The sequence below is a fragment of the Agrobacterium pusense genome (assembly GCF_900102105.1).
GTDB classification, from domain to species: domain Bacteria; phylum Pseudomonadota; class Alphaproteobacteria; order Rhizobiales; family Rhizobiaceae; genus Agrobacterium; species Agrobacterium pusense.
In genome coordinates this window covers 337454-362415 of the sequence record NZ_FNBB01000003.1, presented here as the reverse complement: position 1 = coordinate 362415, position 24962 = coordinate 337454, and the positions used below count along the sequence as shown (strand labels likewise).

Genomic DNA, 24962 nt, shown 5'->3' with positions numbered 1-24962 from the left:
GCCAGCCAACTGCAAGAGGCTTCATGCGTTATTCCATTCTCGTTCCGGCCTTCAACTCCGAAAAAACCCTGGCGCGCTCACTAGAAAGCCTTGGCCAACAGAGCTTCGGTGACTGGGAAGCCCTCATCATCGACGACGCTTCCACCGACGGTACGGCGGAGATGGCAGACGTCCACGCTGCGCGCGACCCGCGCTTCCGGGTCTTGCGCCAGCCGAAAAATGCGGGCCCGGCCGCATGCCGCAACGCCGGCATCGAGCATGCACGGGGAGAATGGATCGCGCTTCTCGATGCCGATGACGCCTACCTTCCCGATCGATTGAAAAGGCTGGCGGAAATATCCGACCGTGTCGGCCTCGATATGATCGCTGACAATCTCCTGCTTTACGACCTCGGGGCCGATACCATCGTTGGCCCCGCCTTTGCGATGGAGAACGCGCTTTCGAAATGGACAATTCGGAGTCTCTGCGAGAACGATGGCCCAGGCCGGCACAGCCACGCGGGATGGCTGAAGCCTGTTTTTCGCAAGCAATTGCTTACGGAGAATAATCTTCGCTACCACGACACATTTCGCGTCGGCGAGGATTTTCTTCTTTATGCCGAATTGATTCTCACCGGCTGCAGGGCAGCCATTCTTGATGAGGCGCTCTATCTATACACCACGCCCACCGGCGCAGTATCGGGTCAGCGTTCGACATCGCAGACAGTCGTCAATAATGCGCACTTACTCGCCTCGAGTGACATGCTCATCGAGCGGCTGCAGCAGGGGGACGGCGGGCGCAACGCCCTTCTTGAGCGAAGGGCGCGTCTTAATCTGTCGCAACGCCGGGAACCGGTGAAAGCCGAGATGGTAAAGCTCTATAAAAACAGGCAATTGCTGGCTCTTGCCCTAAAAACCATCCGTCACCCGGCCGCATTCCGGGATATTCTGCGCCCGCGGCCTGTCTCTCCCGGTCCTGAAAAATTGCGGGCGCTGCCCTTTTCCTGATGGGACACGACGGCGAAATAGTCTGCAATGCCCCGCTTCAGCGGCGCGACAGAATTTTGCGCAACTCTACCACCGAGGTTTTCGCGACCGCGGGCATGGCCGCGAAAATCAGCGCCGCGTAGATGCAGGCGCCCACCACGACCAGACATGCGAGAGAGATGATCGGAGGCAATCTCCCCTCGATGACCTGCTCCAATCCAAATACGGACGCTCCCATGACGATCGATGCACCGAGCGGGATGGCAATGACCCTCATGATTTTCTGGAATTCTACGCCGCCGTAACGCTGGGTATAAAAAACACCCACTGGCCAGACGCCGTATACTTTCGCGACATGCGCCCAGGCGACAGGATAAAGACCGAAAGGGGCGGCAAGGAAACTCAGTCCGATACCGGCGAGCAATTGCAGGACCGAAATTTTGAGATTGAGCCCTGGCCTTTTGATCGCCGCCAGAACACCCCAGGTGAAGGATTCCACCACGAAGGGTATGGCAATGAGGCAGAGGATTTGCAGCACCGGCACCGCGGGTTTCCAGTTCTCGCCAAACAATACTGGAATGAATATAGGCGCGACCGCTGCCATGCCGGCAAAACAGGGAAATGCGAGAAGGCCCGAAAAGCGGATGAAACCGAGACAGGCCTCTTCCACCGAGCCTTTCTGTGCATGGGCCTGCGAGTAGGTCGCCATGGCCACCGAACCGAAAGGAATAACGGCGAACTGGCTGACAAGATCGATACAGCGCCAGGAAAGCCTGATGTAACCCACGGCAGCCGGCGTCAGGAACATGGCCGCGATCAGTTCCTGAAGTCTGAGGTTCATGGCGAGCAGGAAGCTGGCCGAGAAAATTCTGGACCCGAAACTCCATTGGTCAGCCGCGTAATGCCTGACGAAACGGCGGCGCGGCATCCAGCCTGATGCGAGCCAGTTCATGATCGTCGTTGCGATACTGGCCAGCAGGCGCTGGGCCACCATGGCCCATATGCCCCATCCCTGGAGGGCAAGAACTATGGCAATGGCCCCGGCGAGCATGTTGGAAAAAATCGCCCGCATTGCCAGCTTTCGAAACGCGAACGCCCGCTGCAGCCGGGCCTCATGGATACTGCCGGCACCCATGATCAGGAGCACCGCAGAAAGCGCCATCAACACAGGGCCGAGTTCCGCGAGCTCGAACAGGCCGGCGAGGAACGGTGCCGCCACGGACAGCGCAACGCATAAGGTAGCGCCCCAGCCAAGGGAGAACCAGAAGGCTGTATCCGCATAGTCTTCTTCAAGTTGAGGCCGCTGCACCACCGCCTCCGGCAATCCGCCGCGCGCGATGACGAGAATGATATCGACAAAAACCGTGGCGATGGCGACGAGGCCAAACTCATCCGGCGTCAGCAGACGCGCGAGGATAAGAAAAACTGCAAATGAGAGGAAGACATTGCCGTAACCGCCGACGGCGCTCCACATGGCGCTCGTGACCGAACGCCTCTCAAGGCCGGGGGTATCGTCCTTCGTTTTCAACATGGCCGGCTCCAGTGCGGCCTGTTCAACCCTTCACCCACGGCATCGGGAGCAGGCTCGCGCCGTCGGCGGCCCGTCATGCCGCCGCGACCCTGCTTTTTGCCAGGACGTCCTCATAGAGTTTCACATAATTCTCGCCTACCCGACGTGAAGTGGATTCCTCGACAATATTTCCGAAGTCGGCTTCCGTCGGCAATTGCTCGCGTGACAGTGTCAGCACCCGGCGGATACGGGCAGCCAGATCGGCAGCATTGCCGGGTTCGAACAGCCAGTCATGATTGGTCTCGCCGATCAGTTCCGGAATGCCGCCGGAGGCGGCGCCGATGACCGGCACGCCCATCGCATAGGCCTCATAGATCGTGCGTGGTGAGGGTTCTGCCCAGAACGAGGGAACGATGAGAACATCGATCTGTTCGAAAAACTCCTTCGGTTTCGCCCAGCCGATGAATTCGATCGGCAGATCGCCGGCCTGCGCCTTGAAGCGCTCAATGGAATCGTCCATCGCGTGGCCCGCCACCAGACAGCGCCAGTTGCCATGACCGATTTCCCTGAAAGCATCGACCATGTTGCCGACGCCTTTCTCCGTATTGATGCGGCCTATGTAACCGAAGGTCATGGGCTGGCCGCTGCGGTCGATCTGTCGTCGCGCCACGGGGTCGCCTTCCGGGACCGTGCAGGAATAAAATATGACGCGCCGCAGGCTTTCCGGAATATGGTGGAAAAGCCCGTGATTGACATGCGTCCTGAGGATTTCCGTACCGACGCTAGCGACCGCGCCGATATAACGCTGTGTGAATTTCTTTGTGAAATTCACCACCTGACAGCCCAGATGAATATGGTCGCAGGGTTTGCCACCTTTGAACATGGCGGCGTTGCCGCATAGCAGGTCATATTCGCAAATCGTATGCACGATCGGAATGCGGCGCTTATGCGCCGCCCGCCACACCAGCGTGGTAACATCGAGCAACGAATGCGTGTTGAGGACATCGGGCCTGAAATCGTCAAGAACCGCCTCGAATTGCTTCTCGACGTTGAAATTCCATTGTTGCCTGATCTTCTGCATCCGCCTTTGCTGCGGCGTATATTGCGGCCAGTCTTCCAGCCAGAAATCATTGTTGTGGAACATGCGGTAGACGCTGACGCCATTGCGCACCGACTTCGCCTCGGCCTGGCGCTCTATGCAGGCGGCACCCACCGTATGCCCCATGGCAACCAGTTCCTCTGCCAGATGCTCGACCGAGCGTTCGCATCCACCGACGATATGCGGCGGGTAAAGACTGCTGAGATGGAGGATTCGCATGGGGCTACGCTCAATATCCTTTAAAATTTATATTTCCGCACCGGTACCGCTGAACCGACCAAAAGGAACGGTCGTGAAAGGGCGGCGACCAGGCCGAAGGAAGTAACAATTTAAAAAATCAACATCAGAATATCGGGCTTAAAGAGCACCGAAAACACCGCCGTTTCAAGTGATTTTTTTGCGGCGCCGCGGAATTCATGCCGTATTGCAAAAAAGAATCTCCGTTGCTAATTATATTCGAATATAAAACATAACAATATGCAGCCCCGCCGCTGCACCATTGATCTTATTATTTTATTTTAGAAAATTTGGATTCCCATGTCTTCTCAAAGTAGCGGAAAGCTTCCGAGAAACTACAATCTCGACATGTTGCGCGGTCTTGCCGCAGTTTGCGTTGCTTATTCTCATCTGGCGCTGAAGATGCACAATCGTGGCGATACTGATGGAGTGACCCGGGCCCTTTTCGATGTCACCAAGGTTTTTCTCGATGTCGGCAAATTCGGCGTGATCGTGCTGTTCGCGCTCGGCGGTTACTTCATTCTCTCATCGCTGCAAAGTGCCGCCATGCGGTATCGGAAACCGCTTACCGCCTTTGTACTGCATCGGTTTTTCCATCTTTATCCCGCCTACTGGCTGTCACTTTTTTTCGGCGTGCTGCTGCCCTGGGATGACCCCGGCAAGATATTCCCGGCCCATGTCGTCGCCATCAACGCCACGATGCTGCAGGGCTTTTTCATGACAGAAAATGTCATGGGGCTCTACTGGACCCTGCAGATCAATCTGACTTTTTACGCGCTGTGCGTGCTGCTGTTCCTGATGGGACGAGCAGCCGATTTGCGGGTGGTGACGGCTGCAACAGTTGCGCTTTTTGGTTTTGCGGCAATTCTCTCCCTCGTAAGATACAAGCTCGGCATCAAGATGCCGGTTGCCCTGCCGCTGATGGTGGGTGTGTGCTTTCTGGCATCGCTGTGGAAGGCGTCAGATGCCGGGCGCAACCGCGACAGTCGATATTGTGCCTGGATTGCGGTCGGCACTTTCTACGCAATGCTTCTCCCCATCTGCCTCCTGGCCTATTCGCATGACTACGGCTTCGAGGAGACCTGGTATCGCTACGCCATCAGCTACGGCACAGGCATGACGGTTTTCCTTGCGGTTTCGGCGATGAAGAGGCCTGTCCTCAATCGGCTGGCGCCCCTCGGCGGTGCAAGCTACGCCATTTTTCTGTGTCATCCGTCCGTCTATGCGGCTCTCGACAGGATCGGGTTTACGCCAGCCAATACATCGCTGTCCCCATCCATCGTTATGGCTATTTCTGTCCTCTTGGCCATCACATGCGGCCTGGCCGCCAATCGTTTTGTTTTAGCACCCGTGCTCGCCTGGGGAGAGAATGTCGTCAATTCGGCATCCCGCAGACATTTAAGTGCAACCTTGGCCCGTTAAATTGAGATAGGAACATAGTCAGCACGAATAACGGCAGGAGATGTTGATGAAAGAAAACAGGCCTGTCGGTGCTCGCTCCATGACGCGACGCACATTGCTGTCTGCAGCCTCTTTCGCCTTCGCCGCAGCCGGTGGTCTGCGTGCCGCACCGGCGCAGGTCAAAGCCGATTTTTCTGCCAATACCGAGGCATTTCTGGACAGCGTCGGAGTGTGCGGCCATTTCACCCGCACACGTGGTGTCTATCCGGAACAATTCGACCACATCCTTCCGGAACTCAAGGCTCTCGGAGTGCGCCATTTACGCGACGAAGGCATCATCTTTCCTGAAGACCGCCGGGAAAGCGCCTCCTTTAAGCGGCTGCGCCAGATCGTTGCGTCAGGCCTGCGCCTCACCGTCATCTGTTTTGACGATCTCAACCCCTATCTGAGCACGCCATTGGACAGGCTCGTGGATTTCTACGACTGGTGCGATGGCGGCATCGAGGTTTTCGAAGGCAGCAACGAACCCGTGCTTACGTCCGATCCGCAAAATGCGCCGCGCCTTTCGGCGCAACATCAGACGGCATTGCACGACGCGATCCGCGCAAACCCCGCGCTCAGGGAAATTCCCCTTGCCGCGCCAAGCTATGTCCTCAGCAACCGGGCGCTGGCGTTTGATCTCACCAAGGTTTGCCAATATGGCAATATTCATCCCTATGCGGGGATGGAACACCCCGAAACGACCGGGCCGGGCGCCCTCTCGAAGTCTCTTGCCGCTTCCGCGCACATAGCAGCGGGCAGGCCGACGCTCGCCACCGAAATCGGCTACCATAGCGCCCTGAAGACCCAGAGCTTTCATTTTCCTGTCACCGAAGGAATAAGGGCGCGCTACATGCCGCGCACGCTCCTGTGGTGCTTCATCAATGGTATCCGCCGGACATATATCTATGAAATGGTGTCAAGCTTCGCCCAGGATGACACCAATCCCGAGTCCTCCTTCGGCCTGCTGCGCCACGATCTGAGCCGCACCGCCGCCTATGAGGCGGTTCGCGCCCTGCTCTCGCTCCTGACGGCAAGACGCCAGACCGCGCCCACGCAATGCCAGCTCGAATTCATCGAAAGCGCCTCCGAAAGTGTTTCCCTGAGACTGTCGCGACCGGATGGCGCGCTGCTTGTGCCGGTGTGGCTTGCAATATCGGGCTGGCAATGGCCGGCGCAGATCGAAAACCCGCCAGCCGAACGTGCAGCAAGCTTTATCGTTACCGGTCCACACAGCCAGGTGATTGCCCACCGGTTTCAGGACGACGGCTCCGTTATCCAGCGCGTTATTCCGCAGGAAGGCGGGCAATATCGGCTTGCCGTCAGCGACCAGTTGACGGTGCTGGAAGTTTTTTGAACGAAAATGTTGTAGCGCCGGATTTTGTGCATTGCATGAAACTGCTATTTGGCATGATAGTAGCTCCATGTTTTTTACTCTTATGAGCGTCATAATTTTTTATAAATTTGTAGAAAGATGAGAACGCAAATATCTCAAACGTCTTTTGTAGGCGGATCAAGACGCCTCGATACCCTTCAGTTGATGCGCGCGGTGGCGGCCACGATGGTCGTTGCGCTGCATGCCCATGCCAACTGGAACTTTTCTCTTTTTCCGCTGCCAACGGAGAAGTTGGGCGCCGGCGTCGACTTGTTTTTCGTCATCTCCGGTTTTGTAATCGTCTATGCTTCCCAGTCCTATTTCACGAAATCAGGGGGCAGATCGGCCTTTCTGCTCCGTAGACTTATACGCATTGTCCCCCTTTACTGGTTCGCTCTTACCTTGCGCCTTGTAGCACTGGCAGCAGCGGCCATTCTCGGTATTAAGTCCTTCCCGTCACTCGAGTCTATCCTCACGTCTTATTTCTTCATTCCTTATGACAGCATGGGATATGGCGATAGGTATCCGTTCCCAATACTCGATCTTGGGTGGACACTGAACTACGAGATGTTTTTTTACGCAATATTCGCACTGTTCATCGTTCTATCAATGGAACGTGCCGTTTTATATGTGGCGGCGGCCTTGGTCAGTGGCGTCCTAGTGGGCTTGTTCTTCAATGTGGCGTTGCCGTTCAGCTTTTGGCTTCAACCCATCGTTCTCGAATTTGTTGGAGGAATGTTCCTGGCCGTCGCCTACCTTAGAGGGGTCAGCCTCAACCCGGTAATCGGCGCTGCGGTCGGCCTTTGCGGGCTGGCCGTCTGGAGCCTCATAGATCTGCGCATTTTCGAATCCTATGGTAACCCTGGTTTCTATTCCTTTCCTCGCCTTTCCGTTCTCGGCGGCGGTGCCTTTCTTTTGATGGCTGCAGCCACGTTGACACGAGAGATCGGTCTGCCTCGTTTCGCGCGGCCCATTTCGGCGCTCGGAGACTCCTCTTATGCGCTTTATTTGCTTCACCCGTTTATTTTTCTAGTTTTAAAGGGGATTCTCAACGTCGTGGAGATTCAACAGCAATGGAGTAGCGCCATCTATATTTCCGTTATCGGAATAACGATCACCATCGCACACCTCTTTCACCTCTTCGTAGAGAAGCCTACAACAGAATGGCTCAGAAGCCAGTTTAAGACGCGGCGGGCAAAAACGGTCACGTCTTGATGGTGAACATGGGAGTCGGTGAAGGCAGCCGTTAATTGTATTCAGAGTTACTGCGCCCAGAGTATTTTAGCACTTGATCCGCCGCCTAGCCTATGCGATCTAAGAAGAACATTTTAAGTGCTGAATAACCATATCGGCGTTGCGCGTAATTAAAGTCGTATTTTAAAAATTTGGAGAGTTGTGATGTCTCGCCTTCTTAATGGCTCGGCGCTCACCTGTGCGATATTGATTATCGGCACGGTTATAGTTTCCGCCTCAGCCCATGCACAGAATGTCGAACCTGCGCCAGGCGCGCCGCAGCAGCAGGCCGCGCCCGCCCAGAGCGTGGCGACAGGCGCACCGGTCAAATCCCCCGATGAAAGCACCGCCGCCTTTCTGGGGCGGGTGAACACGACCAGTCCGGACATGGTTCCCCTTGCCGCCGCTGAAGCGTTCAAACAGTCTCCGACGTCGCCAACGGTCAGGGATCTGATCGCCGTCGCTTCCAGCACCGATGCCGCCACGGCCGAGCTGGCGGCGAAGGTGACGGGCGGATTTCCGATCATCGCCGTCTCCACCAGTGCCGCGCAGTTTTCCGAGCAGATTTCCGCACTTGTACTGAGCGACTCCAGCCAGTTGCCCGCCGTCGTCGCATTGGCACAGAAGGTCGGCAACAAGGATTTCTCGGAAGTGGTGGGCGAAGGTCTGGCGCTTGCCTATTCCGCGGCGATGCAGAACAACAACACGATCCTTGCGGCCGCCATTCAGCTGCAGACGAAGGGCGCCGGCGTACCTTCCGATCTGCTGATCGCCTTCAGCGAAAACATTGAAGGAACCGCGGCCGGCCCGGCTGCGGCAGCAGCACCCGCGGCCGCAGCAGCCGCCTCGCCGATCGGCGGCGCGGGCTCCACTCCTGCGAGCGGCAACAGCGTCGGTGGTTCGGCGGGCGGCCAGACCGGGGCGGGTACCGCGCAGTCCGGTGGAACAGGCGCGCCTGCCGGCCGTGGCAGATCGCTTTCCACCGGCAGCACCAGTACGCCGGTCAGCACCAGCCCCGTTTAACAGGTCCGGCCTTGCCGATCCCTACGGGAGCGGCGATCGCCCGAAACGTGATGCAACCGGGACTTTGGCAGGCCCTGTGCCTGCCTAAAAAAGCGAGGCTGACAGTTGTTGCAAAGGCACGATCCACTGACGATGGCCGATTTCGATAAAAACGGCTTTACGGCTGACTTTATCGATATAGATGCCGCACTTGCGACAGTTCGCCGTCAGTGGCGCATCGTGCTGGCGGCCGTCGCCGTTGCCGGGGCAATCGGCCTTGCTTTCGCAGCCACAGCCGTTCCGATCTATTCGGCTACTGCAACCCTTTTGATAGACCGCAACAACAGCCAGGTTGTCGAACAGCTTTCGACGATCGGGGGCGTGATCGAGGACGAGGCGTCCATTCTCAGCCAGGTCGAGGTGCTGCAATCGGAAACCATCGGCCTCGCCGTGGTCGACAGCCTCAACCTGACGGAAAACCAGGAATTCAGGGCGACACGCGCCTCGTTCCTAAGCTCCGTGCTGAGCACCATCCGCTCACTTGTCAACGTATCGCAATGGTTCGCGCCGGCGACAAAAGAGGCGGTAGTGGATGACGGAACCCTGAAAAGGGGTCTTTCGGACCGGTTGCTGCAGGGTCTCAGCGTCAAGCGTATCGGCCGGACCTATGCGCTGGAACTCACCTATAATTCGACGTCGCCGGTCCTTGCAGCGCAGATCGTCAACGCGGTCGCCGCAGCCTATCTGGTGGACAAGCTGAACTCCAAATATGAGGCAACGAGGCGGGCGAGCGACTGGCTGTCCGATCGCATTGCCGAACTGCGCCAGAGGGCGCTCGACACCGACCTCGCCGTCCAGAAATTCCGTGCTGAGCATAACCTGATCTCGACCGGCAATAACGGGCTGCTTTCCGACCAGCAGCTGGCGGAGTCGAACAGCGCGCTTATCCTGGCGCAATCGGAAACCGCCAGGGCGCGGGCAAGAGTGCAACGTATCGAACACATCCTCGCCACCGACGATGTCGATGCGGTCGTGACGGATATTCTCGACAGTTCAGTCGCAAACGACCTGCGGAAGAAATATCTCGAATCCTCGAAGGTCGAAGCCGAGATCACCGGCCGGCTGGGCGCCAACCATGTGCAGGCGGTGCGTCTGCGCAACGAGATGCAGGAATATCGCAGGCTGATGTTCCAGGAAATCAGCCGTATCGCGCAAAGTTATAAGAGCGATCTGGAAGTTTCCGAAGCCAGGGAGAAATCCCTGGCCGAAACCGTCGCCAAGGCCACCAATATCAGCAACTCCGCTGGCGAGACGCAGGTTCAGCTTCGCGAATTGCAGCGCGAGGCGGAAACCTACAAGAACATGTATCAGACATTCCTGCAGCGTTATCAGGAGGCCATGCAGCAGCAGTCCTTCCCGGTGACGGAAGCGCGCGTGATCTCCAAGGCCGTACCGCCGAGAACGCCGAGCAAGCCGAACAAGGCGCTCATTCTGGCGCTGTTCATGATCATGGGCGCGGCCGCGGGCGGCGGCGTCGCCATGTTCCGCGAATTCCGCGATCGCTTTTTTCGCACGGGGGAGCAGGTCCGCGACGTGCTTGGCCTGGAATTTCTGGGCAATACACCGCTTGTGCCGAACAAGCTGGCCACAGACACGGAACCGAGAGGGCAAGATGGCGGCCCAACCGTCACGCGCCCCACCGGCGTTGCCCGTTATGCCGTAGACCACCCGCTCTCCTCCTTCGCCGAAACACTGCGCAGCACGCGGCTGGCGATCGATCTCGGCATAGCGGCAAAAAACGGCGCCAGGGTCGTCGGCGTCGTCTCCGCCCTGCCGAGTGAGGGAAAATCGACAATTTCCATCAATCTCGCGCAGCTTCTGGCCGCACAGGGCGCAAGGGTGCTGCTGCTCGATGCGGATATTCGCAACCCGGGCGCCACCCGCGCCCTTGCCCGCCACGCGACAGCAGGCCTGCTTGAAGTGCTGCTGGAAGGTCGCTCCATCCGCGATGCGCTTGTGCATGATGAAAAGACTCGGCTTGCTTTCCTGCCCACGGTCGTCAAGCAGCGTGTCCCGCACTCCTCGGAACTCCTGACTTCCGCGCAGATGCACCGCCTGCTGGCCGAGGCAAGCGGGGCCTTCGATTACATCATCGTCGACCTGCCGCCACTTGGCCCCGTTGTTGATGCGCGGGCGATGGCCGGCCGGATCGATGGCTTCGTTTTCGTCACGGAATGGGGCAAAACCGCACGGCGGGCGGTTCGCAACACCATCGAAAACGAAGTTCAAATCCGCAAGAAATGTCTGGGCGTCATTCTCAACAAGGTCGACACGGAGAAGCTCAAGCTTTACCGGGCTTACGGTTCAAGCGAATATTATCATTCCCGCTACACGCGATATTATCATGACTAGGACCGCTGGCGTGCCGAGCCTGCGCAGGGTCCTGACGGTCACGCCGGTATTGATCGTTTCGCTATTTGTGTTGTTGCTCGCGGCCCAGGCTTTTTCCGAAACACGACGATTTTCCGATATCATCGCTTTGGCGCGCATTGCCGACGAGGACAATGGTCTCTCTCCCGATCTGCTGACGAAAACCGTCGAGGGTCTGCAGCCCGTCATTGCCGAAAAAATCTGCCGTTGGGATATCATCAAGGCCGGGATGCGGCTCGTGCTTGCCGATATCGACGCCCATGCCGGGGATGCATCGCCAGAAGCGGATGCCATGCGCCTCGGTTTTGCCGAAACCTATATGCGCCACGCCCTGTCGTGTCTTCCCGCCAATGGCGATGTCTGGCTGCGCCTCGCCATGGTTCGCTCGTTGCGCAACGCATCTGCCATGGAAATCGCCGTGCTGACGAATTTCTCCCAGCTTTATGGCCCCGCCGATGCCAATCTGATCCGCGGGCGCTTCGTCATCTGGCAACAATTTACCAAAAGCGCCCTACCGCAGGCTGAGGCGGCCCGTGAAGCCGATACCGCGATTGTCTGCGGCAGGCAGGGAGAAATATTGCGATGGTCGTTGCGGCATGTCTGCGCCCCGGAGCTTCGGACCGGCATGCAAAGCGCCAAACCACGGCCCTGAGATACACGGAAGCGCCAAGTCCTTTCTTTAGTTCATCGTCACCACAACAAGCAGATCTCAAAAGCCGAACATCATGCAGACCCTCGACGCTCCACCGGAATTGCTGTCATCCTCGCCGCCCCGGCCGGCATTTGTTCTGCATCGCGCCCAGGCAATCGTCACGATCGCTTTCTGGACCATATTCCTGCTTGCCTTGCTCAATCGCGGCGCAACCGACACCGAAAGCCGGATCGTCATCACATTCGCCGCCTATCTGCTGCTCCTTGCCGCCCTGCCTCTCTTCGGCCCGCCCCAGCCCGCCATAGGGAAGGCCCTGGCAGCGGCCTGTCTTCTGCTCGGCGCACTGATACTTCAGGTCTTGCTTCAGACATCCGCCAGGCACGGCATATTGCCGCCCAACCCCGCCTGGTCCGCCGCAGCGATGTTTACGCAGGTGGCACCCGCGGCCACGATCTCGCTCACGCCGGCAGATGATTGGCTGGGCCTGCTGAGCGCCGCCTTGCCCTTTGGCGCCTTCATGACCGGGCTCGTGATCTGTAATACGGACGAGCGTGCGGCAAAAGCACTGCGATGGTTCGCAATCGCCGGCGGCTGGCTTTCGCTGGGCGCGATCCTGCAATTTCTCCTGTTTCCCGATATGCTCGGCCTTATTCAAAAGCGTTTTTATCTCGGCAGCCTGACGGGACTCTTCGTCAACCGCAATACGGCGGCGACTTTCTTCGGGCTTATCCTGCTCACGCTTGTGGTGCTGCTGAATAACAAGCTGGCGGCTCCGGATTGGGGAAGGGTGAGAGCGCTTGTGGCAAACCGCCTGACGGTGCCGGGCGATCAAAAACGCCTCATCCGCCACGCCGCCTTCATCAGCCTTCTGACCGGGTTCTGTTTCATCGCCCTGTTGCTGACGGGATCACGCGCGGGCATCATGTCCAGTTTCGCGGCGCTGCTTTTGCTCATATTTCTCATCGTTTTCAACTCTCCCGGGCCCGGCCGGAATGTCGCGCCCTCACGGCGCAGAAGACGCGGCTCCAGACGACGCGCAGCAATCCTGCTCGCCATCGCCATCGGCCTCTTCGCCCTTTTTGCAAATCGTGTAGCGCTGCGTATGGAAACACGCCTCGAAGACGACATGCGCTTCTGCTATATGCCCGGTATTGCACGCGCGATAACGGATAACTGGCCCCTGGGCGCGGGGCTGGCCAGCTTTTCAGAAACCTACGCTCCCTATCATTCCGCGCAATGCGGCGTCGATGCCGTCGTCACCCATGCCCATAATGTGTATGCCGAGGGCTTGCTGACCCTCGGAGCCGCTTTCCCGTTTTATGCGGCATTTTTCCTGTTCGGCCAGTTGCTTATTTTCATTCGCGGGGCCCGCAGGCGCAAAACTTATCGTTATGCCTCGCATCTCGGCCTCGCCGGGCTGCTGCTGGTGGCGCTGCACTCGTCCCTCGATTTTTCACTGCAAGTGCCGGGCTTCGCCATGGCTTACGCCGTTTTCCTCGCACCCATCGTCACCCTTTGCCTGCACCCACCAGGAGCAGATCGGCGCAGACAAACTTCGGCCAATGCCGCTTCCTCCGTCTCGGCCGCCGGCACAGGAATTTAAACATGCGTATCTTGCAGGTGACATCACTGTTTTCTCCCGACCGCGTAGGAGGCGCGGAGATATTCGTCGAAGACCTTGCCCGGGGTTTGGCTGGGAAAGGACATACAATCGCGGTTGCCGCCATTTCCCGGGAGCGCCAGACCGCAGAATTGCGAGACGGTTTCGCCATTCATCGGCTTGGACATACGACGCCCTTTTTCATTGGGGATTGGGAGCGGCAAGCAGAATGGAAACGCAAATATTACAAGGTCGCCGTCCAGATCGATCCCCGGCTGGTACAGCGGCTGGCGCGCGTCATTGAGGATTTTCGCCCGGATGTGGTCAATACCCATTCCCTCTCGGAACTGACGCCGCTGATCTGGCCGATGATTGGCAGACGCGGTATTCCGCTTGTGCACTCGCTGCATGATTTCACCAGCATGTGCACCAATGGCTCCCTGTTTCACGAAGGGCATATCTGCGATGGCAGGAGCAAAAAATGCCGGGCCTTGTCCTGTCTGCACCGGCGCTGCCAAGGCGCGGTGGATGCTGTCACCGGCGTTGGCAGCGACATTCTGAAACGCCATCTGGAGGCGGGTTTTTTCACACATGTTCCTGAAAATCGCCGCGCGATAATCTGGAACGCCATCGCGCAACCAGAATCGTTGAACCCCCGCAAAGCCCGTGTTGCAGGAGAACCGCTGGTTTTCGGTTATCTCGGACGTATCGAAGAACCCAAGGGCGCCGATCTCCTTATCGGGGCCATGCGGCTCCTGCCCCCGCAAGGTTGGCGAATGACCATGGCCGGTCGAGCGCCCGGCGGCATCGAAACTTATAAGCGAAAGGCATCAGGCCTGCCCGTCGACTTTCCCGGATATGTCGAGGCCGACAGTTTTTTTGCTGGCATAGATTGCCTCGTCGTGCCGCCTTTGTGGCCGGAGGCTTTCGGCAGAACGGTAGCGGAGGCCATTTTGCGCGGCGTCCCTGTCATTGGAGCCAATCTCGCCGGAGTTGCCGAACAGATTGGCCGCGACAGGCCGGACCGCCTTTTTGCGCCAGGTAATGCCAACGAACTTGCCGCCCGTATGATCGAGGCCATGAAAAATCCTGCCGTTCTCACAGAGTTGGCGCAAACCAGAGAGCGGATTTCTCAAGGCGTCGCGCCGGAACGGGTGATTTCCGCGTATGAAAAACTTTATGCTGATCTGCGGCGGCCGATCACGGCATAGTCAGGCCGTCTCGTGGAAAAGCTGCGCATATGTCTCCGCCGCCTTTTCCCAGGAATAAAGGCTGCGGTTTTCGTAACCCGCCTGGCGCAGCGTCTCCGCAAGCGCCGGCTCGCGAAAGAGCCGCTCCAGAGTTGCGACGAGACTATCGGTGTCCGAGGGATCGAAGGTCAGCGCGCCCATACCGGCAATTTCTGGTGTCGCAGAACGATTGGAGCAGACGACCGGGCATCCCAGTTGCTGCGCCTCCAGCACCGGCAGGCAGAAGCCCTCATAAGTGGAAGGCACGCAAAGGCAGGCTGCATGACGATAAAGTTCCGCCAGTTCCCGGTCATCTATGCCTGAAAGCCGGATAAGCCGGGCCTTCAATCCCGGATCGTCAAGCGTGTTGGCGATTTCTTCCGCCTCGTCGCGGCCCACATGGACAATACGCAGGTCCGGCATCGTCGGGCCCAATCGCGCAAAAGCCTTGCCCAGAAGGGCAAAATTCTTGTTCGAGGTCGCGTTTCCAACCGCCAGTATATAACGCCCCGCGATCGGCGGCGGCGCAGCCGTGGCCCCTGCATCCAGCTTCAACGTGCTGTCGGAATGAATGGTCACGCTCTTGCGGGCAGCGCCGGGATAAAAACGCGCAAGATCCATTCGCGTCGCGTCGGATACACACGCGATCCGGTGCGAACCGGCCAGCATGAGGCGAAAAATGAAATCGGTGGTCAAGGCCGCCCGCCAGCCAATCTGTTCAGGTATGGTCTTGAAATAGAGATCGTGAACAAGGGTGATCCGACGCCTGCCGCCCAGCGGACTGCCAAAAGGATCGGCATTAAAAAGCACGTCAATGCCTTCCCGGCGGCAAAGCACCGGCAGCGTCATGGCCTGCCGCAGCACGTCAAGCACCATGATGTGCGGCCGAGCCGTCTCTATCAGCCGCAGGCGGCTGTCGCGCAATTCCGCGGGCAATTGCGCCCGCGTCCAGGGCGAGCGCAGGATATAATCATCATCAGTCTGCTCCAGAAGCCGCTCCAGCAGGCTGAAGGTTACGCGGGCAACGCCGGAAGCTTTCCCGCCATACTGGCTCGGCATGTTCACGAGAATGCGCATTCCAACCTTCCACCCGTTTGGGATTGCCGCCTGTGAGCGGTCGCAGACCGCAACGTCACGCTACTTCAGACAAAAGCGCGGAGATCGTCCTGCAGGTTTCCTCGAGCGAAAAACGCCGCATCACATCTTCCCGCCCCTTCTTCGCCAGTTTTTCAGCCAACGTCGGGTCCGTCAGGATGCGGCCCAGCGCCGCGGCCAGTGCCGGCGCATCCGCAGGCGGCACAAGCAGGCCGGTTTCACCATCACGGATGATCTCGGTGACCCCACCGCCGCGGGTGGCGACAACCGGTCGTCCGCACATCATGGCCTCCACCACCACACGACCGAACGGTTCGGCAACAACTGAGGTATGGGCAACCGCGTCCATCGCCGCCATCAACTCCGTTACATCCGGGCGAAAACCGAGAAATCGGACACGGGAATCAAGACCGAGACTGGATGCCAGCGTGCGGATGCGGGCTTCGTAAGCCTCCTGCCCGAAAAGCGCGCTGCCAACGATCACGGCCTGGACCCCCTCCATTGCAGCAATCGCCTCCAGGAAAACATGCTGCCCCTTCCATTCGCTCAACCGGCCGAACAATCCGATCAGCGGCTGTGGGCCAAGGCCGAGCTCCCTGCGCAATTGCTGCGCTCTTGCGGGGTCATAAACGGACGCTTTGCCTGGGTCGAAACCGTTATAGACGATGCGGACCTTTTCCTCCTCGCCTCCCGCCTTCACAAAAGCCCTGCCCGTCTCTTGCGAATTGACGGCAACCAGCCTTGCGAAAAGACGCGAGAATGTCAGCGAAGCGCGGCGGTTTGCGGCGCTGAAGGCGGGGTCGGTGACGATATCATGCAGGATCCAGATCAACGGCCGACGACTGAGCTTCGCCGCCAACGCGCAGACAAAAAGCGCCTTTTGCGAATTGGCGCAGATCACGTCATGGTTTTTTGCCTGACGGCTGAGCTGCCAGGCAACGGCCAAAACATCGAGGGCCCCTCGCAGCATCGCACCGAACGACGAATCCCGCCGGATCGACAGCATTTTTTCTCCCGCAGACAGCAGAAGAGGCGGCCTGCCGCATTCCGCCAGATCGTCTGCTGCCCCACCGCCACTGAGGAAGCAGGCTCGCCAGGAGCGCGGCCCGGCCTTGACGATATCCGCCAGAAAAAGTTCGGCACCGCCCTTTTCCCCCGTGTGGCTGACGAAAAGCGCCGATGTCATGCCTTGAGCTCCACGGCATGCAGACACCAAGGATAGCACCACTCCGTCTTGCGGGCATCACCGGGGTCGGGGTCAGAACGACCGCCCCCTCCGTCAGTGGCGGCGGGATATTCGGCGGAGACAGCAATTGAGAAATAACAATACTTGATCGCGCGGAAAAAAAGTGACATTCAAACCTTCGTGCGGATCACAAATCCGACCCAGATAAAATAAAAAATCTATTTTATTTATATGCTTTAGTTGAAATCGAAGAAAATTCGTGACGTGCAGTTTTATTGCGATTCAGCGTCCGGCTCCCTGTGTTTTTCCCCGGGCCTCACCGCGAGGTTATTCTCAAGGGGCAGACAAGGAGACCGAAATGATGCTGCTTGAAGACAAGATATGCATATATATGACCGGAACGGAAGAGGTGCCGGCATGATAGGCGTATCGCTCGGCATTTCCCAACAAAACCGCACGGCGATGGCGGGATCAGTCGATGCGTTCTCCCCCCTGCGGGCCCGTCTTGTTGCGGGCAAGAACGCCACGATCTTTGTGAATGGCGACAGCACCGCCCATGCGGACGACGGGCCATTCCAGCAATTCGCCATCATGCTTGGCGGCCTGCATGATATCAAGGTCGTGCTTTACCGCTGGGCGGAATGGCAGACCCATGCCGCGACGGGTCCCAAGGCCTATGCCGACCCGGTTATACTGCGCGCCGGCACGGGCGCGACGCTGACTGTCTATCTTGCAACGCTGCCGGTTGGCAGGCCGGGCTACATGCTTGCCGAACAGCGCATCGCGGCGCTGCAAATTCCACGCCCCGACCTTTGCATCATGCATCACGGATATAATATGCAGAGCTTCGAAACGCCCGGCGGCATTCGAAGCCCCGGAAGGGCTGCCCTGCTTGGGCCGCTGGGCATGACCGAATGGCATTGGCCGGGCGCTGCACAGCTCATCACCACCCAAAACCCCTGGAAGGATGGAACGGGCTACGACAAGGTCTATCACACCATACTGGACGTCGCCCGGGCGCACCCGAACCTGACGCTGGTGGACACCCATGCGGCATTTATCGCAAACGGCAAGGACGCCACGCTTTACAACGACAATATTCATCCCAGCAGCACAGGTTCGGCGCTCATCGCCAGAACCTTGTTCGCGGCCTATCTGGCGTCAGTGCCGAATAGCGGCTTCGAAACCCCCTGCTGGCCAAAACTATCCGCCACCAACCTGATCGCCAACGGCGATTTCACCGAATGGTCCGGGCCCGCTCCTTCAGGCTGGTCCCTTGCAGAGTCAGCCTCTGCCACCAAAAGCACGGAGGTCACCTTCTCCCCCTCTTTCGCCTATAGCCTCGCCTTGCGAGCAAATGGCGGCGAGTTCAGCGGGCTTTTCCATTATTTCCGCAACGAAGAAGCGGCCGCGATGATCGGCAAGACTCTCTCCTTTGCGGTGCTCTATAAGAACAGCGCAGGACAACGCACTCCTTTTGTAGACTTGGTTGCTAAAAGCGGGGGCGATCTCAGGACGATCATCTGCGGCACCTTGCAATTTGGAGACGCTGGCATCCTCGATAACAGCGGCTGGATGTGGGCCACAGCCAATGGAATTCCGCTGGATCCCGACATCGATCCGAGCGGATACAGTTTCTACCTCCGAGTCCTCCCAGCCTTTGGCTATAGTGTCCCGACGTCCAATGCACCGCTTTACCTTCAAAGGATAATTGCGGTGGAAGGAAATTTGCCGAAAGGTAATCTCACCGGCTGAAGAATAAAGGAAAGGACTTGCACGCCGACGTGATCAGGATCACTATCCAACGCCTCACCCCACGGTCGCGGCGCCCAACAACCTCAGGACAATTTCATTGTCTGCAGCGAAGAATAAAGGCCGCGAATGACAAGTCATGCAAATAACGGGGCTGCTTATCCATCACCGATACCAGGTTTCGTCGTGGCGATGCCGTTTTATCCTTCCAAAATCATCGGTGTGCCTGGCGTGATCCTAGCGATCTTCGTTTTTTCCATTGGCTTTTTTATTCAATGCAACATCGTGACGAGCAATATCGGACTGCGCTTCCTGAACATTAGCGACATGCTGGTGTTGGTAACGCTTCCCGTTATCGCCATTCTCTATATTCGCTGCCTCACCCCCTCAATCATTCTTCTCTATCTCGTTCCGCTGACCGTTTTTTTTCTACTTTCTACTTTCTTCGCGGATGATCGTGGCGAAGGCGAATTTTATACGACAGCGCTGACATATTTTTACGCGATTTATTTCCTCTTTTTCGCCTATATGCTTTTCAAGGAGAACCTTCTCGAATTATTCTCTTGGGGCATGTTCATCGGTTTCATCGCGGTGACTATCCTGTTGTTCCTGGATATCGTCATTCATGACAGGCTCGCCTCGCTTGGCCTATCCTTCATGTTCGATGAGGCGTCGGTGCTGGAGTCCGCGGCTCGAGGTGAAATAAGCCCGCTATTATTACGTTTGGAGAAGGCGGGGGGAATATGGCCGGTGGGCAATACGGCCGGACCGGCTTTCGCTCTAGCCGGTGCGGCAGCCGCTCATCTTGCGGAGCGCTACAAGCGCCCAATGCTCTTTGCTATATTTATACTGGTATATTTGGCCAGCTTCACGCTGACGCTCAATCGATCGGGCCTATTTGCCGTAATCGCGATCGGACTCTATTTTTACTTTAGAAATTTTTCGATACGAATGCTGTTCAGCACCTATTTCGGTTTCGCTCTATCTGCGCTCGTCATCGCTGCCGTTTTGCCCTTCGGAATTCTCGATTTCGCAGAACAGGCGTTCTCGAAACGCTTTGTGGAGGACAGCCACAGTACCGACAACGTGCAGGAACGATGGACAACCATCGCAGGCGGCTTCCAAGTGATGCTCGATCACCCTTTCGGCGTCGGTTTCACGGCACGAATTCAGGAGCTTACGCAGGTCGCGGGTATCGGCACGCCGCATAACGGCTTTCTGGCTACTGCCTACGCCTCCGGCATCCCGTTTTGCCTTCTAGCTGCCTTCGCACTCGTCTATACGATCCTTCGGAAACGCAAAGTCGGTTTTTTCGCCTATTCCGCGATAGCGGTCATTATCGGTTACCAATTTGAAGAACTGAATTTTAATCCCGTCTTCATGGCGCATGTGGGACTAGCACTGGCGTACGCCTCTATCGACCTCGATTTCAGGTTTTTCCTGAAGAACGCCATGATGCGGCTGACGGCAATGGCCAGCGGTGGAGGCAGCTCGGCAGTGCCATTTTCCCGGTGATAATGTTGGTGCCAATGCCAAGGAGCCGGTCACGAAATGTCGACAATTTCAATCTCCCTGTCAGCCAGTCCGACAAAGTCTCCGACCGCTCGTCCCATCAAGGCCCGCGCCACAGGAGAAACATAGGACATCGAGCCCGTGGCGGGATTGGCCTCATCCTCGCCAACGATCCGCAACCGCTGCGTGCGGCCATCGTCGCGGCGGAAGGTTACCAGATTGCCGAATGCCACAACGGCATTTGTGGGCGGATCTGGCATCACCTGAGCCGTACGGACTCGCTCCGCAAAATAACGGATGTCTCGCAATGGGCCGGCGGAAGCGCGCCGCCTTTCATTTACATCCTCGATCGCGCCAGCGGCTTCACAGGCTTCACGGGCCAATTGTAACTGCCCTTCCAGAGCTTTCAGCCCTGTCTTGGTCACCAGATTGGGATGAGGTGAAATCACCCGATCCGGCAGAACCGTTTCGGCTGCGGTCTCCGCACTGTCTTCCTTGGTAAAGGCTACACTCAATCCTGCAACTCCATTGCGACGGGATGCTGACAACAACCGCTAACCCGGAGCGATTTTGCCACTACCGGCAGCAACGCAGCAAGAGCACAAATCCAAGAAACGATCTTTCGATGTCGATCGAACAGGAACAAGCCAACTCTCTGCGTAACATCTCCCGTCCGTCCGGAACGGAACATACCCCTCATTTCTGGCCCTAACAGGAAGCTTTTCGCGCTGTTAGGCTGTTGTTCAGGAGGAGGGAGGAAGCGACGCAAACGGACAGGAGAAGGCTTATGGCCAGAACAGTTGTGAATGCGCTTGGAGACACACTCTACTATAGCGGCAGTTCCACCGGATTTTTCTCCGCCACGGGCTCCGGCCCGCTGCTTGCCGGTACGGCCGGCAATGATTCCATGTGGGGCGACAGTTCCGTCAATGTGACAATGGCGGGCGGCACCGGGGACGATATTTATTATCTTTATTCCAGCATCAATCGCGCCGTCGAGAATGCCGGAGAGGGTATCGATACGATCGACACCTGGATGAGCTATACACTTCCCGAAAATTTCGAAAACTTGCGGGTCACGGGCGATGGCCGTTATGCCTTCGGCAATTCGCTCGACAATATCATCACCGGCGGATCTGGCAGCCAGACGATTGACGGCGGTGCCGGCAATGATGTGTTGATTGGCGGCGGCGGTGCGGATACGTTCGTATTCACGAGCGGCAATGGCACCGATCTCATCATGGATTTCAGCGCCAATGACACGATCCGCCTCAATGGCTACGGCATTACCTCCTTCGATCAGCTTGCAAGCAATGCCACGCAGCATGGCAATGATCTGTGGCTGAATTTCTCGAATGGCGAAGCCGTCGTTTTGGCCGGAACGACCATAGACGATATCCAGCCCGATCAGTTCGAGCTCAGCCTCGACCGGTCATCCCTGACACAAACCTTTGCAGACGAGTTTGATACGCTGTCACTGCGCAACGGTGATCAGGGAACCTGGGATGCCAAATATTGGTGGGCACCGGAGAAGGGCAGTTCCCTGACGACGAATGGCGAGGCGCAGTGGTATATCAACCCGGCATATACCGGTACGTCGGAGGTAGACCCGTTCAGCGTCAGAAACGGCGTCCTGACCATCACGGCTGCCGAGACCCCGCAATCGATCGCCGACGAGGTCGAGGGATATGATTACACCTCCGGGATGCTGAACACCTATTCCTCCTTCAGCCAGACCTATGGATATTTTGAAATTCGCGCCGATATGCCGACCGATCGTGGTGCCTGGCCGGCCTTCTGGCTTCTGCCGGAAGACGGGTCGTGGCCGCCGGAACTGGACGTCATCGAAATGCGCGGCCAAAATCCCAATACGCTCATCATGTCCACACATTCGAATGCGACCGGCGAACAGACTTCTGTCATCAACAATGTCAGCGTGCCGAGCACGGAGGGGTTTCACACATACGGCGTGTTGTGGGATGCCGAACACATCACCTGGTATTTCGATGATGTCGCCGTTGCGCAAACGGATACGCCTGACGATATGCATGATCCGATGTACATGGTCGTCAATCTTGCCGTCGGCGGCATGGCGGGAACACCCTCGGCAGGTGATTTCAGCGACGGTTCGCAAATGATGATCGACTACATCAGGGCCTATTCGCTCTCCGACTGGGCAGGTTGAACAGAAATGCCGGCAGCCGCGTCCGCAACTGCCGGCGTCTCCGGCGTCGGCCGATCGCGGCCGCGCCCAATTCGGTTCCCTTACTCTGCTGCGAGCAGTGTCCGTTCGGCATTAAGCGTCATCAGACGCCGCGCCGTTTCGAGGCTTGCGGGCTGCTCGGCCCGATAGCGACGGCCGATTTCCATCATCAAAACGGTGTCAGGCAGGAAGGTCAGTTCGGAGAAGATGCTCTCCCATTCGATGTCGCCCCAGCCGAGCGGCATATGCAGATCGCCGATGCCGAGCGCCGTGTTTTCCTGCGGAAAATAGGGCTGGTAGAAACCCTGCGGCCGGCCGAAGGAATCGTGGACATGGAGATGACCGGCGACCGGCGCCATGGCACGAAGCTGTTCACGGAAGTCCAGGCCACGATAAGTGGATTCGAGATATGCATGGCTGAAGTCGATCAGCGCCACGACATTGTCGTGGCCGACAGCCTTAACGGTCGCTGCCACCTCAGCCGGTGTCTGGCGGTATTGGCCGGGTTCGGTGGTGAAGATATTTTCGAGCGCAATCCGCACACCATAGGGCCGGCAGAATTCCGCGAGTTCGAAAAGCGCGTCGCGTTCACGATGATCGGCCTCTGCCCGCTCGGCCATCTGGTCAGCGCGCAGCGCGCCGCCATGCTGGACAAGAATACCCGCACCGATGCGGTCACAGAGAACGGCAAGCGCCTTCGCGGCATCGATCTGGTAGCGGCAGGTCACCGGATCCATGAAGTTGGATGAAACCAGGCCGTGCACCGTGTAACGGAAATCAAACTGCCTTGCGAGCGACACGAGACGGTCCGCGCGCTCCTCGATGATACGGCCGCCGGCAACCACGTCGAGACTGGTGGCGGCGATTTCAACGGTGTCGCAGCCAATATCGGCAAGGGCACGCAAATCGTTTTCAAGCGTGGCGAACTCGCCATCGTCCGAGCCGGCGTTAAAACCGGTACCAATAAGATTGCTCACTTCGTCATCTCCAGAGCTAAGAAAGTTATGCGAATTCGCGCGACCGCGCAGCGCGTCATGCCGCATCGAAAAATCAGGCCGGCCAGCACAGACATGGTCTGTCTCGGCCGAAGCGACGTGATAAGAAAAGTCCGTGCCCGCCGGCGAGGCCAACGGGTGGACTGTGGTGATGCGTCTCCATCGAGACCGATCACTCAATTAGGTTTGTTCATTTACAGCTTTATGACATTCCGCTGTGCGAAGTCCGCAAATCGACGTGGCGGAAGCGGCGCTACAGGGCTGCGGAGGAGCCGGACTGGATGTCCACTCAGTTTCGGGGGGTGCGACAGTCTCCAAGTTCCAATGCCCGAATTAGTGGCGGACGATATCGGCGGTTGAGCCCGTTTTTGGGCAGGAGGAGTCAACCGAGATTACGCACCATGAAATAGATCAGCAGACAATGCCCAATCGCAAGCACTGCCCATGCCCATTTCGCGACCCTGATATCGGCGTCGACGACCATGTTGCTGATTTCCGCCCGGCGTCCCGCTTCTTCCCCCTCGCGCACTTCCAACGGGCGCGTCGGGAACGCCACCCTGGCCTCCGCCTCTTCCACGACATGAAGCCTGTCTTTATGAGCTTGCGGACGTGGATCCCCCTCGGCGCGCTCCGTCGAAAACGCACGGCTGTCGGAAGCGCTATTCACCGCCAGAAGCTGCGATGACACCCGCCTGTTACGCATGTTACCTTGATTGGGCATCATAATTTTCCACACAATAAAAATAAAAATATGCACCGGTATTCCCCGACCAAGCCTGAGCTCTGCCAGGTGAATCTACCGAACCCCCTCTGTCCGCGCGCCGCGTTCTCCCCTGAACGCGAAGCACCCCGCAATCAGCGCGCCGCGCCCGCGGGAAAACTCCGCCCGCCCGGGTGAGGTTTCGCCTCCCGCTGGATCAGGAAAACTGATTTCTCCACCGGCAGCGGCTCCACCGTCCGGTAACGCTGAAAACGTCTGGAATATTCGAACCGGATGAGCCTGTCGTCGAATTTACCCGCCAGAACGCGATAGCCGTTGACCACCTCGTTCAGGATTTCCAGTTCCTCTCCCCACAGCCAGCCGCCATAGAAAGTGCCTTCGTTCGAACGCAGCACGATCTCGAAGAAGTGTCCGCCCGCCACGGCAGGCATGCGGAAGAGAATGTCGAGATTGTCCTCATCCTGATCATCGCATTTTTCCGCCGACAGCCTTGCATGCGCGACCTTCGCGTGAACCAGCGCCGAGACCGGATAAAACGGGCGGCCTTTGAACCACATGAATTCACTAACCGCGTATCCGACGTCATCGGCGCGCTGGTAAGGCTCAATACGCGGCTCGAATGCCATGTAGCTTCCGTTGAACGCTATCACTTTCGATGATCCCCGATACCTATCGCCTGCCGGTTCCGCCCGTCATTCACGCTTCTGTTTGCGACAATAGGCAGGC

20 protein-coding genes are annotated in these 24962 nt (G+C 57.9%); 12 read left to right on the top strand and 8 right to left on the bottom strand.

All coding sequences use genetic code 11. The features are described 5' to 3' along the window. The first annotated feature begins 23 nt into the window (after positions 1 to 23). Positions 24 to 986: a glycosyltransferase family 2 protein gene (locus tag BLU28_RS10705; RefSeq protein ID WP_077985735.1), complete on the top strand. Its 963-nt coding sequence runs from the start codon at positions 24 to 26 to the stop codon at positions 984 to 986. A gap of 37 nt (positions 987 to 1023) precedes the next feature. Here BLU28_RS10705 and BLU28_RS10700 read toward each other — a convergent pair whose 3' ends face one another. After that, positions 1024 to 2496 (bottom strand): lipopolysaccharide biosynthesis protein, encoded by a 1473-nt coding sequence (locus BLU28_RS10700; RefSeq protein ID WP_077985736.1) that lies wholly within the window; start codon positions 2494 to 2496, stop codon positions 1024 to 1026. A gap of 73 nt (positions 2497 to 2569) precedes the next feature. Further along, on the bottom strand, positions 2570 to 3793 hold the full coding sequence (locus BLU28_RS10695) for a glycosyltransferase family 4 protein (protein ID WP_077985737.1): 1224 nt from the start codon (positions 3791 to 3793) through the stop codon (positions 2570 to 2572). Positions 3794 to 4111: 318 nt separating this feature from the next. On the opposite strand from BLU28_RS10695, the gene BLU28_RS10690 reads away from it, so the two are divergent. The 8 genes from BLU28_RS10690 to BLU28_RS10655 all read left to right on the top strand — a co-directional run bounded on the left by BLU28_RS10690 (position 4112) and on the right by BLU28_RS10655 (position 14754). Next, complete coding sequence (locus BLU28_RS10690) at positions 4112 to 5233, top strand: acyltransferase family protein (protein ID WP_077985738.1); 1122 nt, start codon at positions 4112 to 4114, stop codon at positions 5231 to 5233. 46 nt (positions 5234 to 5279) lie between these two features. Then, positions 5280 to 6608 (top strand): hypothetical protein, encoded by a 1329-nt coding sequence (locus BLU28_RS10685; protein ID WP_077985739.1) that lies wholly within the window; start codon positions 5280 to 5282, stop codon positions 6606 to 6608. Between the two features lie 117 nt (positions 6609 to 6725). Continuing rightward, the gene (locus BLU28_RS10680; protein WP_077985740.1) at positions 6726 to 7841 is read left to right on the top strand and encodes an acyltransferase family protein; all 1116 of its coding nucleotides are present in this window, start codon (positions 6726 to 6728) and stop codon (positions 7839 to 7841) included. A 183-nt stretch (positions 7842 to 8024) separates the two neighbouring features. Continuing rightward, entirely contained in the window at positions 8025 to 8882 is an 858-nt protein-coding gene (locus BLU28_RS10675) for a hypothetical protein (protein ID WP_022562974.1), read from the top strand. A gap of 132 nt (positions 8883 to 9014) precedes the next feature. Then, positions 9015 to 11273, top strand: a complete 2259-nt coding sequence (locus tag BLU28_RS10670; RefSeq protein WP_077985741.1) for a polysaccharide biosynthesis tyrosine autokinase — start codon at positions 9015 to 9017, stop codon at positions 11271 to 11273. Continuing rightward, on the top strand, positions 11266 to 11943 hold the full coding sequence (locus BLU28_RS10665; protein ID WP_077985742.1) for a hypothetical protein: 678 nt from the start codon (positions 11266 to 11268) through the stop codon (positions 11941 to 11943). Before BLU28_RS10670 ends, BLU28_RS10665 begins: the two co-directional genes overlap by 8 nt. A 73-nt stretch (positions 11944 to 12016) precedes the next feature. Then, the gene (locus BLU28_RS10660; RefSeq protein ID WP_077985743.1) at positions 12017 to 13546 is read left to right on the top strand and encodes an O-antigen ligase family protein; all 1530 of its coding nucleotides are present in this window, start codon (positions 12017 to 12019) and stop codon (positions 13544 to 13546) included. Positions 13547 to 13548: 2 nt separating this feature from the next. Next, positions 13549 to 14754 carry a glycosyltransferase family 4 protein gene (locus BLU28_RS10655; RefSeq protein ID WP_077985744.1) on the top strand — a complete coding sequence of 402 codons (1206 nt, stop codon included), beginning with the start codon at positions 13549 to 13551 and terminating at the stop codon, positions 14752 to 14754. Here the strand turns inward: BLU28_RS10655 and BLU28_RS10650 are convergent, their stop codons facing one another. Together BLU28_RS10650 and BLU28_RS10645 are read right to left on the bottom strand one after the other, a co-directional pair. Further along, positions 14755 to 15849, bottom strand: coding sequence for a glycosyltransferase family 4 protein (locus BLU28_RS10650; protein ID WP_044459173.1), 1095 nt, complete (start codon positions 15847 to 15849; stop codon positions 14755 to 14757). Between the two features lie 55 nt (positions 15850 to 15904). Further along, complete coding sequence (locus BLU28_RS10645) at positions 15905 to 17053, bottom strand: glycosyltransferase family 4 protein (RefSeq protein ID WP_077985745.1); 1149 nt, start codon at positions 17051 to 17053, stop codon at positions 15905 to 15907. A 417-nt stretch (positions 17054 to 17470) separates the two neighbouring features. Here BLU28_RS10645 and BLU28_RS10640 point away from each other — a divergent pair, with 417 nt between their 5' ends. Continuing rightward, complete coding sequence (locus BLU28_RS10640; RefSeq protein ID WP_077985908.1) at positions 17471 to 18808, top strand: SGNH/GDSL hydrolase family protein; 1338 nt, start codon at positions 17471 to 17473, stop codon at positions 18806 to 18808. 126 nt (positions 18809 to 18934) lie between these two features. Next, positions 18935 to 20320 (top strand): O-antigen ligase family protein, encoded by a 1386-nt coding sequence (locus BLU28_RS26310; RefSeq protein WP_175477685.1) that lies wholly within the window; start codon positions 18935 to 18937, stop codon positions 20318 to 20320. 29 nt (positions 20321 to 20349) lie between these two features. On the opposite strand, the gene greA is transcribed toward BLU28_RS26310, so the two are convergent. Beyond that, entirely contained in the window at positions 20350 to 20832 is a 483-nt protein-coding gene (greA, locus tag BLU28_RS10630; RefSeq protein ID WP_077985746.1) for a transcription elongation factor GreA, read from the bottom strand. A gap of 272 nt (positions 20833 to 21104) precedes the next feature. Here greA and eglC point away from each other — a divergent pair, with 272 nt between their 5' ends. Then, positions 21105 to 22502: an endo-1,3-1,4-beta-glycanase EglC gene (gene eglC, locus BLU28_RS10625; protein WP_077985747.1), complete on the top strand. Its 1398-nt coding sequence runs from the start codon at positions 21105 to 21107 to the stop codon at positions 22500 to 22502. Between the two features lie 80 nt (positions 22503 to 22582). On the opposite strand, the gene BLU28_RS10620 is transcribed toward eglC, so the two are convergent. The 3 genes from BLU28_RS10620 to BLU28_RS10610 form a co-directional block, all read right to left on the bottom strand. Beyond that, positions 22583 to 23497 carry a TIM barrel protein gene (locus tag BLU28_RS10620; protein ID WP_175477684.1) on the bottom strand — a complete coding sequence of 305 codons (915 nt, stop codon included), beginning with the start codon at positions 23495 to 23497 and terminating at the stop codon, positions 22583 to 22585. A gap of 400 nt (positions 23498 to 23897) precedes the next feature. After that, positions 23898 to 24236 (bottom strand): hypothetical protein, encoded by a 339-nt coding sequence (locus BLU28_RS10615; protein WP_077985748.1) that lies wholly within the window; start codon positions 24234 to 24236, stop codon positions 23898 to 23900. A 134-nt stretch (positions 24237 to 24370) separates the two neighbouring features. Continuing rightward, complete coding sequence (locus BLU28_RS10610) at positions 24371 to 24862, bottom strand: hypothetical protein (protein ID WP_004445587.1); 492 nt, start codon at positions 24860 to 24862, stop codon at positions 24371 to 24373. Positions 24863 to 24962 lie beyond the last annotated feature (100 nt).